The following is a 17,066-nucleotide window of genomic DNA, read 5'->3' on the forward strand; positions in this document are numbered from 1 at the left end:
TTACGCCCCATGGACGCGCTAAAGTCTGGTCGCCATCCCGTCAAGCCGACGGCCCCGGAATGCACTCACTTAGGTTCCGAGCAACAGCCGCCGGGAAAAGTTCATCACCAATTTCCGGAATCAAACCCTTCTCGCAGCGGTCAACCAACTTAAGCACGACTCACGCCATGTGCCACTGGAGGTTTGACCGATGTCCAATCCATTCCCCGCCGAAACCCCTGATCCAAACATCGACAACCCGGTAATCCCGCCGACCGAACCGCAGCCTGTGCCGGAACAGGACCCGCCAGGCACTACGCCGCCACCACGGGAAGACCCGCCCGCGACAATGCCGCCGGTGATTGTGAACCCGTAATGAAGACAGTTGATCGTTCCCAAGGCTGGGGGAAGTCATCAGGGGTGATCCTTTTCGATCCTCTGCACAATCTTAGGCATCACACTGAACACCCCCAAAGCCAACAGCGTGCTGAACACCGCCGTCGCCTCCCGGCCCAGCCCGGCCGCGACGCCAATGGCGGCGGTCATCCACAGGCCGGCGGCAGTGGTCAGGCCTTTGACGTGGCCTTCGTCGCCTTCCTGGTTTTTCAGGATGGTACCGGCCCCCAAAAAGCCAATCCCGGCAATCACGCCCTGCACCACCCGGCTCATGGCGTCGGCTTGCGAACCCGACATCTGCGGCACCATGACGAACAATGCGGCGCCCATCGCCACCAGCATGTGGGTGCGCACGCCCGCCGCCTTGCCCTTGTGTTCACGCTCGAAGCCAAGAATGCCGCCGAGCACGGCGGCCATCAGCAGGCGCACGGTGACCCGGGTGAGTTGCGCTGCATCGGTGATGTCGGCGAATTCGGCTTGCAGGGTTGCCCAGACTTCATGCCACCATCCGTTCATGGGGATGTCCTTGTGCGTGGGTCATGGAGGGTGGACCACAGCGACCATTAATCAGTTGCACAGAACGATGAGCGACGCTTGCGGCCTCAATTATAGTTTCCACTGAAAAAGGATTCCGTCATGACTGTGCGCATCGAGAACCAGACCTGCTTTTTCACCACCGATAATGGCGAGCACATTCGTCTGTGTCCCGACGTGACCATCGTCACTGACGGTGCCAAAGCCATGTCGGCGGTGGACATCGAAGGTGAGCGGGTCTACATCACTGAAGCCGAAGCCGATGCCTTGACCGTCGCCGGCGCGGTGGATGGTCGCCGTCATCTGAAAGCCACTGACAGTGATTCGGTGATATGACCGGCGTTGCGCAGCAACCGCCGCTGTTTTCGATAGGTGCTTGCACCCTGTGTTGGCGGGTGCTTCAACTTGTCGCAGCGAGGGCAGACAGCATCAACTGATCTGCTTTTTATTCGAATACCTGAGTCTGTTATGCAAACAGATCGCCGCTCATAGTGCTCATGCCTGATGGAGGCTGATGAGCGAAAGACCATGAGCGAGAGAATCCCCGTCCGAACCGTTGAAACCTTCGAGCCTTCGCGTACAAAGAAGAAGGCCAGGACCCGCGACAACCTGATCCATACCCGCAGCTTTACCGGGCTGTTCCGCAACCTGCGCATCAGCGGCGCGGGTTTTTTGTTTCTATTGTTTTTCGGCACCGTGTGGCTGGACTGGGGCGGCCGCCAGGCGGTGCTCTGGGACCTTTCAGAAAGCAAGTTCCACATCTTTGGTGCGACCTTCTGGCCGCAGGATTTCATCCTGCTCTCGGCGCTGTTGATCATTGCCGCGTTCGGTCTGTTTGCAATCACCGTGTTCGCCGGCCGGGTCTGGTGTGGCTACACCTGCCCGCAAAGTTCCTGGACCTGGCTCTTCATGTGGTGCGAGCAGCTTACCGAGGGCGAGCGCAACCAGCGCATCAAGCTGCAAGCCGCGCCGTGGGGCCTGGACAAACTGATGCGTCGCTCGGCCAAGCACACCTTGTGGTTGGCCATCAGCCTGCTTACCGGCCTGACCTTTGTCGGCTACTTCACACCGATCCGGCCGCTGGCCGAAGCGCTGCTGACCTTTCAAATCAGTGGCGTCAGCCTGTTCTGGGTGCTGTTCTTCACGGGTGCCACGTACATCAACGCCGGTTGGCTGCGCGAAGCGGTGTGCATGCACATGTGCCCGTATGCGCGGTTCCAGAGCGTGATGTTCGACAAAGACACCCTGACCATTTCCTACGATGTCGCCCGTGGCGAAAACCGTGGCCCGCGCAAGCGCGAAGTCAAACCCGCCGAGGTCGGTTTGGGCGACTGCATCGATTGCCAGCTCTGCGTGCAGGTTTGTCCGACCGGCATCGACATTCGCGATGGCTTGCAGATGGAGTGCATCGGTTGCGCCGCGTGCATCGACGCCTGTGATTCGATCATGGACAAAATGGGCTATGCCCCAGGATTGATAAGCTACACGTCCGAGCATCAGTTGCAGGGTGGCAAGACACACCTGCTGCGTCCGCGCCTGATCGGCTACACCGCCGTGCTGCTGGTGATGATCGCAGCCTTGGTGGTGGCATTGGTGGAACGACCTATGGTGTCCCTCGACGTCAGCAAGGACCGCGGCCTGTTCCGCGAGAACAGCCAGGGGCAGATCGAAAACATCTACAGCCTGAAGGTGATCAACAAGACCCAGCAGCGTCAGGACTATCAATTGAGCCTGGTGGACGCCGACGGTTTCGAGTGGCAGGGCAAGACTCGATTGAGCCTGGCGCCGGGCGAGATTGTCGATGTACCGGTGTCGGTGGCGATGCTCTTTGAGCGTGCGGCCAGTAGTTCGCAGAGCCTCAGTTTCAAAGTCGTCGATAGCGATGAACCGGATGTTTATAGCGTGGCGAAGAGCCGGTTTGTGGCGCCAATGAATCGCTGAGCCTTTAAGATGCTGACCTTGGCGAGGTGCCCTGTGTTGGTAATGCAATCCACTGTGGCGAGGGGGCTCGCCCCCGTTGGGTCGCGAAGCGGCCTCAAAATGCGCTTGCTGCACAGTTCAACGGGGGCAAGCCCCCTCGCCACAAGCAAGTCTTTCGCTACAAAAGCTGATTGAATGAGCACCATGACGGGATACCGATGAAACGCTACGAACAATTCGCCGATGACATTGCAGAACTGATCCGCTCAGGCGTCCTCGGCCCGGGCCAGCGAGTGCCGTCGGTGCGTTACGCCAGCCAGACCTACGGCGTCAGCCCGTCGACGGTGTTCCAGGCCTATTACCTGCTGGAGCGTCGCGGACTGATCCGCGCCCGCCCGCGTTCGGGTTACTTCGTCAACGCCCATGCGCCGCGGCCGTTTTCCGAGCCGGTGATCAGCAATCAGGTCAACGAATCCACCGAAGTCGACGTCAGCGAACTGGTGTTCTCGGTGCTCGACTCGATCAAGGACCCGAACACCGTGCCTTTCGGCTCGGCGTTTCCCAGCCCGACCCTGTTTCCGCTTCAGCGATTGTCCCGCTCACTGGCCAGCGCCAGCCGCGAGATGGACCCGCGCATGGTCGTCACTGACATGTCCCCTGGCAACCCGCAACTGCGCCGGCAAATCGCCCTGCGCTACATGGTCGGCGGGCTGATGCTGCCCATGGAAGAACTGCTGATCACCAACGGTGCCCTCGAAGCCCTGAACCTGTGTCTGCAAGCGGTGACCCAACCCGGCGACCTGGTGGCCATCGAAGCCCCGGCGTTCTACGCCTGCCTGCAAGTGCTCGAACGTTTGAAACTCAAGGCCGTGGAAATCCCCGTGCACCCGCGCGACGGCATCGACCTCGGCGTGCTTGAACAAACCCTCGAACGTCATCCAATCAAGGCCTGCTGGTGCATGACCAGTTTCCAGAACCCGATCGGCGCGACCGTGCCCGAGGCCAGGAAACAGCAATTGGTGGAACTGCTGCGACGCCATCAAGTGCCGCTGATCGAAGATGATGTCTACGCCGAATTGTATTACGGCCAACAAGCGCCGAAACCGGCCAAGGCCTTTGATACCGAAGGCCTGGTGATGCATTGCGGGTCGTTCGCCAAGAGCCTGGCTCCCGGCTACCGCATCGGTTGGGTTGCCGCCGGGCGTTTCGCGCAAAAGATCGAACGGCTGAAACTCATGACCTCGTTGTGTGCGTCGATGCCAGCCCAGGCGGCCATCGCCGACTACCTGCAACACGGTGGCTATGACCGGCACCTGCGTAAATTGCGCCATGCGCTGGAAGACCAGCAAAGCGCGATGCTGACGGCGATTGCCCGGTATTTCCCTGCAGAGACTCGCGTCAGCCAGCCTGCTGGAGGCTACTTCCTGTGGCTGGAACTGCCGGAACGGATGGATTCGTTGAAGTTGTTTCGGATGGCATTGGCGCAGGGAATCAGCATTGCGCCGGGGCCGATATTTTCGCCGGGACAGCGGTTCAGGAATTGTATTCGTCTGAATTACGGTAGCCCTTGGACCGAGGACTCCGAGAAGGCGATGGAGACATTGGGGCGGATTGTACGGTCGTTTTGAGCGTTCGAGGTTGGCTGTTCTATCGCCTCCGCCGGCAAGCCGGCTCCTACAAGGGATCCCCGAAACCCCGTGGGAGCCGGCTTTCCGGCGAAGAGGCCAGCAGCGACAACGCAATGTTTAAATCAGCGCCCACCACCGAGATCGACAAACGTCCCCGTCGCATAAGAAGCCTTGTCCGACAGCAACCAGACAATCGCCTCCGCCACTTCATCCGGGCGCCCGCCCCGCGCCATCGGAATTGCCGATTCCAGTTTGCTGACCCGGTCCGGGTCGCCGCTCAGGGCGTGGAAGTCGGTGTAGATGTAGCCCGGGCGTACGGCGTTGACCCGAATCCCCTCGCCCGCCACTTCCTTGGACAGGCCGATGGTGAAGGAGTCCAGCGCGCCTTTGGAGGCGGCGTAGTCGACGTATTCGTTGGGCGAGCCCAAACGCGAGGCCACCGAAGACACATTGACGATGCTGCCGCCCTGCCCGCCGTGTTTGGGCGACATGCGCAGGATCGCGTGCTTGGCGCAAAGGATCGGCGCCAGCACGTTGGTTTTCATGATCTTGAGAATGCGGAACTCGGACATTTCGTCGACCCGGGACTTTTGCCCGACGGTGCCGGCATTGTTCACCAGTGCGGTGACCCGGCCCAGCTCGCTGTCGACCCGATTGAACAGCGCGATCACTTCGTCTTCGATGCTGACGTCGGCCCGAACCGCGATGGCTTGCGCACCGAGGGCGCGCAGTTGCTCCAGCACGCCGAGGGCGGCCTGTTCGTCGGCCAGGTAGTTGATGCAGATCCGATAGCCCTGCGCGGCGGCCAACAAGGCGGTGGCGGCCCCAATGCCGCGGCTGCCGCCGGTGATGACGATGACTTTGTCCATGCGAGCTTTCCCCCAATCAAAGCTTAAGCGGTCGGGGCCAAGAATAACCGCCATTGGCGGTTTTTGCATGAAATCGGCCCAGCCCTGTGGCGAGGGAGCACGCTCCCTCGCCACAAAAATCAAGCCCCGTTGCCACATCAAGCCTGATTGACACAGAAAGCTTGATGGCGGCTGGTTAGCTGGCGACCCGCTGCTCGCCGCGCAGGATTTCCACCATGAAGCCGGCGGCCGGCAGTGGATGGCCCAGCAGGTAGCCTTGCAGCGAATCGCAACCGAGCTGGGTCAGGAAGTCCTGCTGCACGCCCGTCTCCACGCCTTCGGCAACGATGCGCAAGCCCAGCGCCTGGCCGAGAGCGACGATGGCGGAGACAATGGCGGCGTCATCGCTGTCGCGCTCCAGGTCGCGGACAAAACCACGGTCGATTTTCAGCTCGTTGGCCGGCAGGCGCTTGAGGTACATCAAGCTCGAATAGCCGGTGCCGAAATCGTCGATGGACAGGTCGACGCCCATTTCCGACAGTTCCCGCAGTACCGTCATGCTCGCATCGGCATCGCTCATGGCGGTGGTTTCGGTGATTTCCAGGGTCAGGCTGTTGGCCGGCAAGTGATGCGTCGCCAGCGCCTTGGCAACGCTCTGGACCAGGCCTGCATGGCAGAACTGAATGGCCGACAGGTTTACCGCGATGCGCCATTGCGTGTAGCCCAGCACGTACCATTCGCGCATCTGACGGCAGGCTTCGTTGAGCACCCACTCGCCGATCGGAATGATCAGCCCGGTTTTTTCCGCCAGCTCGATGAATTTGTCGGGCAACAGCATGCCTTGCGTCGGGTGTTCCCAACGCAACAAGGCCTCGGCGCCGACCGGACGACCATTGGCCGCATCGAACTTGGGCTGGTAATGCAGGCAGAATTCCCGATGTTCCAAGGCGTGTCGCAGGTCTTGCAGCAATTGCAGTTGCTTGCGCGCGTTGCTGTTCATCGAAGCGTCGAAAAAGCTGTAGCCGTTTTTGCCCGCACCCTTGGCGTGATACATCGCCGCATCGGCGTTCATCAGCAATTCATGGGCCGTCTGGCCGTTACCCGGAAACAGCGCGATGCCGACGCTGGCGGAGATCTGCAAATCGTGTTCGGCCACCCGGAACGAATGCGCGATCAACCCGACCTGACGGGCCGCGAGGTTCAGGGCGTCGATCTGCTCGTTCAATTGCACCAGCAACACGAATTCATCGCCGCCGATCCGGGCCAGGGTGTCCTGGCTGCGCAAATCTTCGCGCAGGCGCTGGGCCACTTCGCGCAACAGCAGGTCGCCCATGTGGTGGCCGAAGGCATCGTTGACCGGTTTGAAACCGTCCAGGTCGATGAACATCAGGGCAAACCAGCCGCCCTCTTCCTGTACCCGTGACATGGCTTGATCGATGCGATCGGCGAGCAGCGTGCGGTTGGGCAGCCCGGTAAGGGTGTCGTGCAGGGCCAACTGGGTCAGCTCGCGGTTGGCCTCGGTCAGTGACTGCGCGAGGCTCGCGGTGCGGGCCTCCAGGCGTGCATCGAGGATCGAGGTCAGCAAGGCAATGCTCAGCACCGCCAGCGTAGTGATCAACACCAGGTTGTCCAGACCCTTGCCGTTCAGGCCTTCGACCGCCGCCCCGCAAAAACTGCCATCGGCAAAGCGTGCCGCCGCCATGCCGGTGTAGTGCATGCCGACGATGGCAATGCCCATGATCACGGCCGCGCCACCACGGATCAGGCGTACATAAGGTGTGTGCTGGCGCAAATGGAAGGCGATCCACAACGCCGCGCCGGAAGCGCCAACGGCGATCATCAGCGAGGCGCCAAACAGCGTCGGGTCGTAGTCGATGCCCGGTTGCATGCGCATGGCAGCCATGCCGGTGTAGTGCATCGCGCTGATGCCCGCGCCCATGACCAATGCGCCAAAGGCCAATTGCCAAGCCGGCAGTTGCGGCTGGCTGACCAGCCACAGTGCAAAGCCACTGGAAAGCACACTGATCAACAGCGACAACAGGGTGATGGAGCCGTCGTAACCCAGGTCGATGGGCAACTTGAAGGCGAGCATGCCGATAAAGTGCATCGACCAGACGCCAACGCCCATGGCAACCGCCCCGCCTACGGTCCACAGGTGCACGGCACGGCCCTTGGCGGTGGCGATGCGCCCAGTGAGATCGAGTGCGGTGTATGACGCGAGAATCGCTACACAGAGGGAGATGATGACCAGCGTGGGAGAATAGCTACCGATAAGCATGGGGACTTCTCGCGACTGCCCCGTTAATGGTATTGATTCTCGCTGGGGCAAATGCGGCGATTGTACTGATTCCAAATGAGAACGCACTCACAAAATAAGCAAAAGGCCATCAGTCCGATGAAACGCTTGTTTTAAGGCACAACATTAACTCGAGTCGAACGCAAAACCTGTAGGAGCCGGCTTGCCGGCGAAGGGGCCATCAGGCTCAACATTAATGTTGTTTGAAACGACGCCTTCGCTGGCAGCCAGCTCCTACGGTGTTTTTTTTCCATCAGGTCAAGCGGGAAACCAACGGTTACGGGTTGTCACTCACCTGAAGCTGCCCATCCCACCCCCCGCCCAACGCGGCAATCAACTGCACGCTGGCGATCAAGCGGCTTTGCAGCAGGTCCAGGTTGCTGCGTTCGTTGTTCAGCGCGGCGGCTTGGGTCACGACCACATCGATGTAGGCAATCAAACCAGCCTTGTACTGGTTCTGCGTCAGGCGCAGCGATTCACGGGCGGCGTCCAGGGCCTGCTGGCGCGGAACGGCCTCGTCCTGCAGCACCTTGAGTTGCACCATATAGTTTTCCACCTCGCGGAAACCGTCGAGCACAGTCTGGCGATACTTAGCCACGGTTTCGTCGTAGGCCGCTTCACTGCGGTCGACTTCCGCCGAGCGCTGGCCGCCGTCGAACAGGGTCATGGCCAATTGCGGCCCCACCGACCAGAAGCGGTTCGGCAGGCTGATCCAGTTGGAATAGGTGCTGCTGCTGTAACCGCCGTTCATGTTCAAGGTCAGGTCGGGATAATAGGCGGCCTTGGCCACGCCGATATTGGCGTTGGCAGCCATCACCGAGCGCTCGGCGGAGGCGATGTCCGGGCGCCGCTCCAGCAACTGCGAAGGCAGCGCCGACGGCACTTGCGGCAACCGCGGAATGTCTTGGGTTTCTGCCAGGTTGAATTCCGCCGGTGGCAGGCCGATCAGCACGGCAATGGCGTTCTCGAACTGCGCACGTTGCCAAATCAGGTCAACCATGTCGGCTTCAGTGCTTTTGAGCTGCGTCTGGGCCTGGGCCACGGCGTCCTTGCCGGAAACACCGGCGCGGTACTGGTTCTCGGTCATTTTCAGCGAGCGCTGATAAGCCTCGACCGTGTCCTGCAGCAAGCGCTTCTGACCATCGATCACACGCAGTTGCAGGTAATTCTGCACCAGTTCCGACTGCTGGCTGAGGCGCATTGCGGCCAGATCGGCAAAGCTGGCCTGGGCATTCGCGGTGTCGGCTTCCAGGCCCCGGCGCAGCTTGCCCCATACATCGGCCTCCCAACTCACGCCCACCTGCGCCGAGTACGTGTCGCGAATACCGCTGGACGAACTGCTAAGGCTGGAACTGCTGCTGCCGGTGCCTTGGCTAGAACGGTTCTTGCTGACGTTGAGGTCGACCGTCGGGAAAAACGCCCCACGTGCGCTGCGCACCAAGGCCTGGGCCTGTCGGAACTGCGCCTCGGACTGGGCCACGGTCTGGTTGGAGCTGTTGAGTTTATCGATCAAGCCGTTGAGCTGTCGGTCACCGTACAACTCCCACCACGCACCGCGCGCCAGGGCATCGCTCGGGTTGGCCTGGCGCCAGCCGTCTGCGGCCTTGTACTGCGCAGGTTCGGCGGTTTGCGGGCGCTGGTAGTCCGGGCCGACGGCGCAGGCACTGAGCATCGCCACGCACAGAGACAGGCTCAACAAGCGCGAGCCTCGAGCCATGATCAGCGGTGCAGCCTGGTTGAAAAGCGAACGTTCAGTCATAGCGGAGTTTCCAGAGCAGCATCGGTACGTACCCCACGCCATTTATTGAAACGATGGCGCAGTTTGTCGAGATAGAGGTAAACCACCGGGGTGGTGTAGAGCGTCAGCACTTGACTGAAGATCAGCCCGCCGATGATGGTCAGGCCCAGCGGCTGGCGCATCTCCGCGCCTTCGGCACGGCTCAGCAACAACGGCAAGGCACCGAGGATCGCCGCCAGGGTGGTCATCAGGATCGGCCGCAAACGTTGCAGGCAGGCGCTGCGAATCGATTCCAGCGGCGCCATGCCTTGATGCCGTTCCAGTTGCAGCGCGAGGTCGATCATCAGGATGGCATTTTTCTTCACCACGCCAATCAGCAGGAACAGCCCGAGCAACGAAATCAGGCTGAACTCGCCGCCGAGCGCGTAGATCGACAGCAATGCACCGACCCCGGCCGACGGCAAGGTCGAGAGGATCGTCAGTGGATGCACGTAGCTTTCATATAGCACGCCCAACACCAGGTACACCGCCACCAGCGCGCCGAGGATCATGAACGGCTGGCTTTTTTGCGTGGCCGCGAAGGCATCGGCGGTACCGGCCATCTTCACGATCACGTCTTCCGGCAAACCGACCTTGGCAATCGCCCGCTCGATGGCGGCGGTGCCCTGCTCCACCGTCACGCCTTCGGCCATGTCGAAGGAAATGCTTTCCGAGGCGAACTGGCCCTCGTGACTGACCCGGTCGTCTTCCAGGCTGTCCTCGTAATGGGCGATGGTCGACAGCGGAATCCTCGCACCGCTGGCGGTAATCACCTGCACCTGCTTGAGGGTGATCGGGTCCTGCGCATATTTCGGATTGACCTCCATCACCACCTGATACTGGTTGAGGCTGTCGTAGATGGTCGAAATCTGCCGCTGGCTGTAGGCGTTGTTCAACACCGCGGTGACCATGTCCATGTCGACCCCCAGGCGCTTGGCCTGGTCACGGTCGACGATCAGCGTCACTTGCCGCGCGCCGCGCCCTTCCCGCGCATCGATTGCCGTCAGCTCCGGCAAGGCCCGCAGCGCGGTGACGACTTTCGGATACCACTCGCGCAACGCCCCCAGGTCCCCGCTTTGCAGGATGTAGGAGTATTGCGAAGTGGTCTGCTCTCGGCCGCCGCCGAATTGCAGGTCCTGGTCGGCCATCAGCATCAACTGTGCACCGGCGACCTTGGGCATTTCCTTGCGCAGGCGTTCGATGACTTTCTGCGCGGAAATATTGCGTTCCTTGATCGGTTTCAGGCGCACCAGCATGAAGGCGTTGTTGGTGCCGTTGGTACCGCCGATGAACCCGGCAACGCTTTCTACCGCTTCATCCTTGAGCACCGCACGACGGAAAACTTCCATCTTCGGCTGCATCACGCTGAACGACAGGCCGTCGTCGCCGCGCACGAAACCGATCAGTTGGCCGGTATCCTGCTGCGGCATAAATGCTTTAGGAACAACAACATACAGCGCAATGTTGACGCCGATTGTCACGAACAAACTGAGTAAGGTCAGGCGTTTGTGGCGCAGTACCCAGTCGAGGCTGGTGGCGTATTTGCCGACCATCCAGTCGTTGGCGCGCTGGCTCCAGCGTTGCAGGCGGTTCTCCTGCCCCGGCGTGTGCGGCTTGAGCCAGCGGGCGCAGAGCATCGGCGTCAGGGTCAGCGACACCACCAGCGAGACCACGATCGAGGCCGCCAGTGTGATCGAGAATTCGCGGAACAGGCTCTCGATGATCCCGCCCATGAACAGGATCGACAGGAACACTGCCACCAGCGAGACGTTCATCGACAGCAAGGTGAAACCGACTTCCTGGGCGCCGAGGTAGGCGGCCTTCATCGGTGGCACGCCCTCGTCGATGTGCCGGGAGATATTCTCCAGCACCACGATGGCATCGTCGACCACCAGCCCAGTGGCCAGGATCAGCGCCATCAGCGACAGGTTGTTCAACGAGAATCCATACAGGTACATCACCGCAAAGGTACCGACCAGCGACACCGGCACCGCCAGCGTCGGAATCAGCGAGGCGCGGAAATTACCGAGGAACAGGAACACCACCAGGATCACCAGTGCCACGGCAATCAGCAAGGTCATTTCCGCTTCGTGCAGCGTGGCCTTGATCACCGGCGAACGGTCCATGGCCAGGTTCAGCTTGACGCTGGCCGGCAGCACCGCCTGCAACGCCGGCAACTGCGCCTTGATTTCGTTGACCGTCTCGATGATGTTGGCGCCGGCCTGCCGGTTGATCACCAGCAGCACCGCGGCGTCATCGTTGAAGAAACCGCTGTTGTAGCGGTCCTCGACGCCGTCGCTGACCTTGGCCACATCCTTGAGGCGCAGGGCCGCGCCGCCGTTGTAGTGGATGATCAGCGACTCGTAGTCCTTGGCTTTTTCCAGCTGGTCGTTGGCCTGGACCTGCCACAAGCGCTGATCGTCCTCCACCGAACCCTTGGGCCGGCGCACGTTGGCATTAGCGATAGTGTTGCGCACATCGTCCAGGGCCACGCCGTACTGGTTCAGCGACTGCGGTTCAAGTTCGATGCGCACGGCTGGCAACGAACTGCCGCCGATCTGCACCTCGCCGACGCCCTGCACCTGGGACAGGCTCTGGGAAAGGATTGTCGAGGCCAGGTCATACAGCTGGCCTTTTTCCAGCACGTCCGAGGTCAGCGACAGCACCATGATCGGCGCCTGGGAAGGGTTGACCTTCTTGTAGGTCGGCATGCTGCGCATCCCGCTCGGCAGCAGCGTGCGCGAGGCGTTGATCGCGGCCTGCACTTCCCGCGCCGCGCCGTTGATGTCGCGGTCGAGGTCAAATTGCAGAATCACCCGGGTCGAACCCTGGCTGGAGCGGCTGCTCATGGTGTTGACCCCGGCAATGGTGCCGAAGGAGCGCTCCAGCGGCGTCGCCACGGTGGACGCCATCACCTCGGGGCTGGCACCGGGCAGGCTGGCCTGGACCACAATCACCGGGAAGTCCATTTGCGGCAACGGTGACACCGGCAACAAACCGAAGCTCACGCCGCCCAGCAGCATGATCGCCAGGCTCAGCAACATGGTCGCGACCGGGCGCTTGATGAAAGGGCCGGAAAGGTTCATCGATGCTCGCTCCCGCTACCAACCCAAGAGCCCTGCATCTCCCCTGTGGGAGCGAGCCTGCTCGCGAACGCGGTGGAACAGCCAACATTGATATTGGGTGTACGGGCCTCATCGCGAGCAGGCTCGCTCCCACAGGTTTTGTGCGCCGTCATACCGTCGCCTCTTCGGCGCGTGCCTTGCCAAAACGACGTCCCAACCGATCGAAATACAGGTAGATCACCGGCGTGGTAAACAACGTCAGAACCTGGCTCAGCAACAAGCCACCGACCATGACCAGGCCCAGCGGCTGGCGCAACTCTGCGCCGGAACCGGTGGCGAGCATCAACGGCACCGCGCCGAAGAGCGCCGCCATGGTGGTCATCAGGATCGGCCGGAAACGCAGCAACGCGGCCTGATAGATCGCCGTTTCCGGGTCCATGCCCTGGTTGCGTTCGGCGTCGAGGGCGAAGTCGATCATCATGATCGCGTTCTTCTTCACGATACCGATCAGCAAAATGATGCCGATGATCGCGATCATGCCCAGGTCATTGCCGCTCAGGATCAAGGCAAGCAAGGCGCCGACCGCCGCCGACGGCAAGGTCGAGAGAATGGTGATCGGGTGGATGTAGCTCTCGTACAGCACGCCGAGCACGATGTACATGGTCACCACCGCCGCCAGGATCAACAGCAAGGTGCTCGACAACGAAGCCTGGAACGCCTGCGCCGCGCCCTGGAACTGGGTCTGCACGCCAATCGGCATGCCGATGTCCTTCTGCACCTGCTCGATGATCTCGACCGCATGCCCCAACGCCACGCCGGGCGCCAGGTTGAAGGACATCATCACTGCCGGGAACTGGCCGATGTGAGTAATCGCCAGTTGCGCCTGGCGCTCTTCGATGTGCGCCAGACTGGACAGGCGCACCTGGCCGCCGTCGGTGGTCTTGACGTGAATCTGGTTCAGCGCATCCGGGCCGATCTTCTCGCCGGACTGCGATTGCAGCACCACGCGATACTGGCTGGCCTGGGTGTAGATCGTGGAAATCTGCCGCTGACCAAAGGCGTCGTACAGCGCATCGGTGATGTTCGACACCGACACACCGACCCGCGACGCTGCATCGCGGTCAATCACCAGGTACACCTGCAAACCCTTGTCCTGCAAATCGCTGGCGACGTCGGTCAGCTCGGGGCGCTCTGCCAGGGCCTCGACCAGGCGCCCGCTCCACAGGCTCAGCAGCTCCGCGTCCGGTGACGACATGCTGAACTGGTACTGCGTGCGGCTGACCCGGTCTTCAATCGTCAGGTCCTGCACCGGCTGCATAAACAGGCGGATACCGATCAGCTTGTCCAGCTCCGGTTGCAGACGTGTAATCACTTGCGTGGCGCTCAGGTCACGGTCGCTGTGGGACTTGAGGTTGATCAGCAGACGACCGCTGTTGAGCGTCGAGTTGTCACCGTCGACACCGATGTAGGACGACAGGCTCTCGACCGCCGGGTCGGCCAGAATCACCTTGGCCAGTTCCTGTTGGCGCTCGCTCATGGCGGCGAAGGAAATCGATTGCGGCGCCTCGGAAATACCCTGGATCACCCCGGTGTCCTGCACCGGGAAAAAGCCCTTGGGCACCACCATGTACAGGAACACCGTCAGCACCAGGGTCGCGATGGCCACCAACAGGGTCAGCGGCTGGTGCTTGAGCACCCACTGCAACTTGCGCCCATAGGCGGCAATCATCCAGTCGATGAACGCACCGCTGGCCCGGTAGAAACGCCCTTGCTCGTCCTCCTTGGGCTCACGCTTGAGCAAGCGCGCGCACATCATCGGCGTCAGGGTCAGGGACACCACCAGGGAAATCAGGATCGCCACCGCCAGGGTGATGGCGAACTCGCGGAACAAGCGCCCGACCACGTCGGCCATGAACAGCAGCGGGATCAACACCGCAATCAGCGACAACGTCAGGGAAATCAGGGTGAAGCCGATCTGCTTGGCGCCTTTGAGCGCAGCGTTGAGCGGGCTGTCGCCTTCCTCGATGAATCGGGCGATGTTCTCCAGCATGACGATCGCATCGTCCACCACGAAGCCGGTGGCGATGGTCAGCGCCATTAGAGTCAGGTTGTTCACCGAGAACCCGGCCAGGTACATCACGCCGAACGTGCCGATCAGCGACAGCGGCACGGCCACCGACGGAATGATCGTGGCGCTGGCTCGACGCAGGAACAGGAAGGTGACCATGACCACCAAAGCGATGGCGATCAGCAATTCGTGCTGCACGTCCTTGACCGAAGCACGGATGGTCTGGGTGCGGTCGGTCAACACCACCACGTCGAGACCGGCCGGAAGGTTGTCGGTGATGCTCGGCAGCAGGGCCTTGATCCGGTCGACCACCTCGATCACGTTGGCCCCAGGCTGGCGCTGGATGTTCAGCAACACGGCCTGGTTCTCGTTGGCCCATGCCGCGAGGCGCTCGTTCTCGGCGCCGTCGACGATTTGCGCGACGTCCTTGAGGCGCAGCGGCGCGCCGTTGGCGTAGGCCAGGATCAGGTTGGCGTAGTCCTGGGGCGACGTCAGTTGATCGTTGGCATCGAGCATCGAGACCCGGGTCGGGCCATCGAAGTTACCCTTGGGCTGGTTGACATTGGAGGCACCAATCAAGGTGCGCACGTCCGACAGGTTCAAGCCATTGGCCGCCAGGGCCTCCGGGTTGACCTTGATACGCACGGCCTGGCGCTGGCCGCCAGCAATGCTGACCATGCCGACGCCGCTGATCTGGGCAATCTTCTGCGCCATGCGCGTATCGACCAGGTCGTTGAGCTTGGGCAGCAACATGGTCTTGGAGGTGATGGCCAGGGTCAGCACCGGCGTGTCGGCCGGGTTGACCTTGTTGTACACCGGCGGTGCCGGCAGGTCCTTGGGCAGCAGGTTGGTCGCGGCGTTGATCGCTGCCTGCACCTGTTGCTCGGCTACGTCCATGTTGATGTCGAGGCTGAATCGCAGCGTCAGTACCGACGCGCCGCCGGAGCTGGTGGAGGCCATTTGCGTCAGGCCCGGCATCTGCCCGAACTGCCGCTCAAGCGGCGCGGTCACCGCGCTGGTCATGACATCCGGGCTGGCGCCGGGGTACAGGGTCATGACGCGAATGGTCGGGTAGTCGACCTGAGGCAATGCCGACACCGGCAACAGCCGATAGGCGATCAAGCCGGCCAAGACGATGGCCAGCATGCTCAGCGTGGTGGCTACCGGGCGAAGGATGAACAGCCGCGAGAGATTCATGCGCCGCCCTTTTTCGCCTTGTCGGTGGTCGCGGGTTCAGCCGCGGTGGCCGCCGACTTGCCTTGCAGGTGTTCGGTCGGGGTGGTCGGCACGTCCTGGGTGTCGTTGACGACTTCCACATCGCTGCCGTCCTTCAGGCGGTCGGTGCCCTCCAGCACAACTCGCTCTCCCGGAGCCAGGCCTTCGGTGACCACTGTGTTCAGGCCATCACTGGCGCCGACTTTCAACGGGCGGATCTTGACCTTCTTGTCACCGTCCAGGGCGTAGACGAAGGTGCCGTTGGTGCCGAACTGGATCGCCGCGGAAGGTGCGAGCACCACGCCCCTGAGGGTGTCAGCCAGAAGACGCACATTGACGAACTGATTGGGGAACAACGATTGATCGCGGTTCTCGTAGCGGGCCTTGAACTTCAGGGTGCCGGTGGTCACGTCGATCTGGTTGTCCAGGCTCTGCAATACGCCAGTGGCCTGGAGTTTGGTGTCGCCACGGTCCCAGGCTTCGGCTGGCAACTTGGCGCCGCTGCGATAGCGCGCGAGCACGGTGTCGAGGCTGTTTTCCGGCAGGGTGAAAGCGACGCTGATCGGTTGGGTCTGGGTGATGATCGCCAGCGCCGTGGTGTCGTTGGCGGCTACCAGGTTGCCGACGTCCAGTTGACGCAGACCTACGCGACCGGCAATCGGTGCGCGGATCTTGGTGAATTCGAGGTTGAGCTTGGCGTCGTTGACCGCCGCCTGGTTGGTCTTGACCGTGCCCTGGAACTGGCCGACCAGCGCTTCGGCGGTGTCGAGGGTCTGTTTGGCGATACTGTCTTCGCGGAACAGGCCACGGTAACGCTCGACGTCGACTTGGGCGTTTTTCAGTTGCGCCTGGTTTTGCAGCAACGTGCCTTCGGCCTGCAGCAAGGCATTCTGGTAAGGACGTGGATCGATTTCGGCGAGCAGGTCACCCGCCTTGACCATCTGCCCTTCTTCGAAAGTGATCTTGACCAGCTCTCCGCCGACGCGGCTGCGCACGTTGATCGTGTTCAGCGCAGTCACGGTGCCCAGCGCCTTGAAATACAGCGGGAAATCACCCTTGACCGCCGGCGCCACGCGCACCGGCACCGGGCCGGAGGCGCCGCCGAAACCAGGTCGCATCCCGCCCGCTTTGCCGGTATGTCCGGCAACGGCTTTTTGCCCCGCCGCCTCCTTGTGTGCAGCGCTGCCGGGCCAGAATTTCCAGCACAGGGCGGCGATGACCAGCAGGACAAGCAGGCCGAACAGCCAGCGACGAGGACTACGGGAGGCGGAGGATTGCATTGAGTGATCAACCATTGGGCGCGTGGGCTTCTTTTACATGAGGCTGAACGATAAGCACTG

Annotated in this window: 11 protein-coding genes; 4 read left to right on the plus strand and 7 right to left on the minus strand. The window is 61.7% G+C overall.

Features of this window, described 5'->3' with window-relative positions; all coding sequences use genetic code 11:
• The first annotated feature begins 190 nt into the window (after positions 1 to 190).
• A complete protein-coding gene (locus J1D76_RS18400) occupies positions 191 to 355 on the plus strand; it encodes a hypothetical protein (protein WP_421139694.1) in 165 nt (54 codons plus the stop codon).
• Positions 356 to 393: 38 nt separating this feature from the next.
• On the opposite strand, the gene J1D76_RS18405 is transcribed toward J1D76_RS18400, so the two are convergent.
• Positions 394 to 891 carry an MgtC/SapB family protein gene (locus J1D76_RS18405; RefSeq protein ID WP_421139695.1) on the minus strand — a complete coding sequence of 166 codons (498 nt, stop codon included), beginning with the start codon at positions 889 to 891 and terminating at the stop codon, positions 394 to 396.
• 120 nt (positions 892 to 1,011) lie between these two features.
• On the opposite strand from J1D76_RS18405, the gene J1D76_RS18410 reads away from it, so the two are divergent.
• From J1D76_RS18410 to mapR, 3 genes are all read left to right on the plus strand, one after another.
• Positions 1,012 to 1,245 carry a DUF3203 family protein gene (locus J1D76_RS18410; RefSeq protein ID WP_421139696.1) on the plus strand — a complete coding sequence of 78 codons (234 nt, stop codon included), beginning with the start codon at positions 1,012 to 1,014 and terminating at the stop codon, positions 1,243 to 1,245.
• 192 nt (positions 1,246 to 1,437) lie between these two features.
• Positions 1,438 to 2,850 (plus strand): cytochrome c oxidase accessory protein CcoG, encoded by a 1,413-nt coding sequence (gene ccoG / locus J1D76_RS18415; protein WP_421139697.1) that lies wholly within the window; start codon positions 1,438 to 1,440, stop codon positions 2,848 to 2,850.
• 197 nt (positions 2,851 to 3,047) lie between these two features.
• On the plus strand, positions 3,048 to 4,457 hold the full coding sequence (gene mapR / locus J1D76_RS18420) for a GntR family transcriptional regulator MpaR (protein ID WP_421139698.1): 1,410 nt from the start codon (positions 3,048 to 3,050) through the stop codon (positions 4,455 to 4,457).
• 122 nt (positions 4,458 to 4,579) lie between these two features.
• Here mapR and J1D76_RS18425 read toward each other — a convergent pair whose 3' ends face one another.
• The 6 genes from J1D76_RS18425 to J1D76_RS18450 all read right to left on the minus strand — a co-directional run bounded on the left by J1D76_RS18425 (position 4,580) and on the right by J1D76_RS18450 (position 17,021).
• Positions 4,580 to 5,326, minus strand: coding sequence for an SDR family oxidoreductase (locus J1D76_RS18425; RefSeq protein WP_421139699.1), 747 nt, complete (start codon positions 5,324 to 5,326; stop codon positions 4,580 to 4,582).
• A gap of 175 nt (positions 5,327 to 5,501) precedes the next feature.
• On the minus strand, positions 5,502 to 7,583 hold the full coding sequence (locus J1D76_RS18430; RefSeq protein WP_421139701.1) for a putative bifunctional diguanylate cyclase/phosphodiesterase: 2,082 nt from the start codon (positions 7,581 to 7,583) through the stop codon (positions 5,502 to 5,504).
• Between the two features lie 295 nt (positions 7,584 to 7,878).
• A complete protein-coding gene (locus J1D76_RS18435) occupies positions 7,879 to 9,360 on the minus strand; it encodes an efflux transporter outer membrane subunit (RefSeq protein WP_421139702.1) in 1,482 nt (493 codons plus the stop codon).
• Complete coding sequence (locus J1D76_RS18440; RefSeq protein ID WP_421139703.1) at positions 9,357 to 12,464, minus strand: efflux RND transporter permease subunit; 3,108 nt, start codon at positions 12,462 to 12,464, stop codon at positions 9,357 to 9,359. The genes J1D76_RS18435 and J1D76_RS18440 overlap by 4 nt, the downstream gene beginning before the upstream one ends.
• A 148-nt stretch (positions 12,465 to 12,612) precedes the next feature.
• The gene (locus J1D76_RS18445) at positions 12,613 to 15,708 is read right to left on the minus strand and encodes an MdtB/MuxB family multidrug efflux RND transporter permease subunit (protein WP_421139704.1); all 3,096 of its coding nucleotides are present in this window, start codon (positions 15,706 to 15,708) and stop codon (positions 12,613 to 12,615) included.
• On the minus strand, positions 15,705 to 17,021 hold the full coding sequence (locus tag J1D76_RS18450; RefSeq protein WP_421139705.1) for an MdtA/MuxA family multidrug efflux RND transporter periplasmic adaptor subunit: 1,317 nt from the start codon (positions 17,019 to 17,021) through the stop codon (positions 15,705 to 15,707). The genes J1D76_RS18445 and J1D76_RS18450 overlap by 4 nt, the downstream gene beginning before the upstream one ends.
• Positions 17,022 to 17,066 lie beyond the last annotated feature (45 nt).

Source organism: Pseudomonas sp. NFX15, assembly GCF_049132105.1.
Classification (GTDB): Bacteria; Pseudomonadota; Gammaproteobacteria; order Pseudomonadales; family Pseudomonadaceae; genus Aquipseudomonas.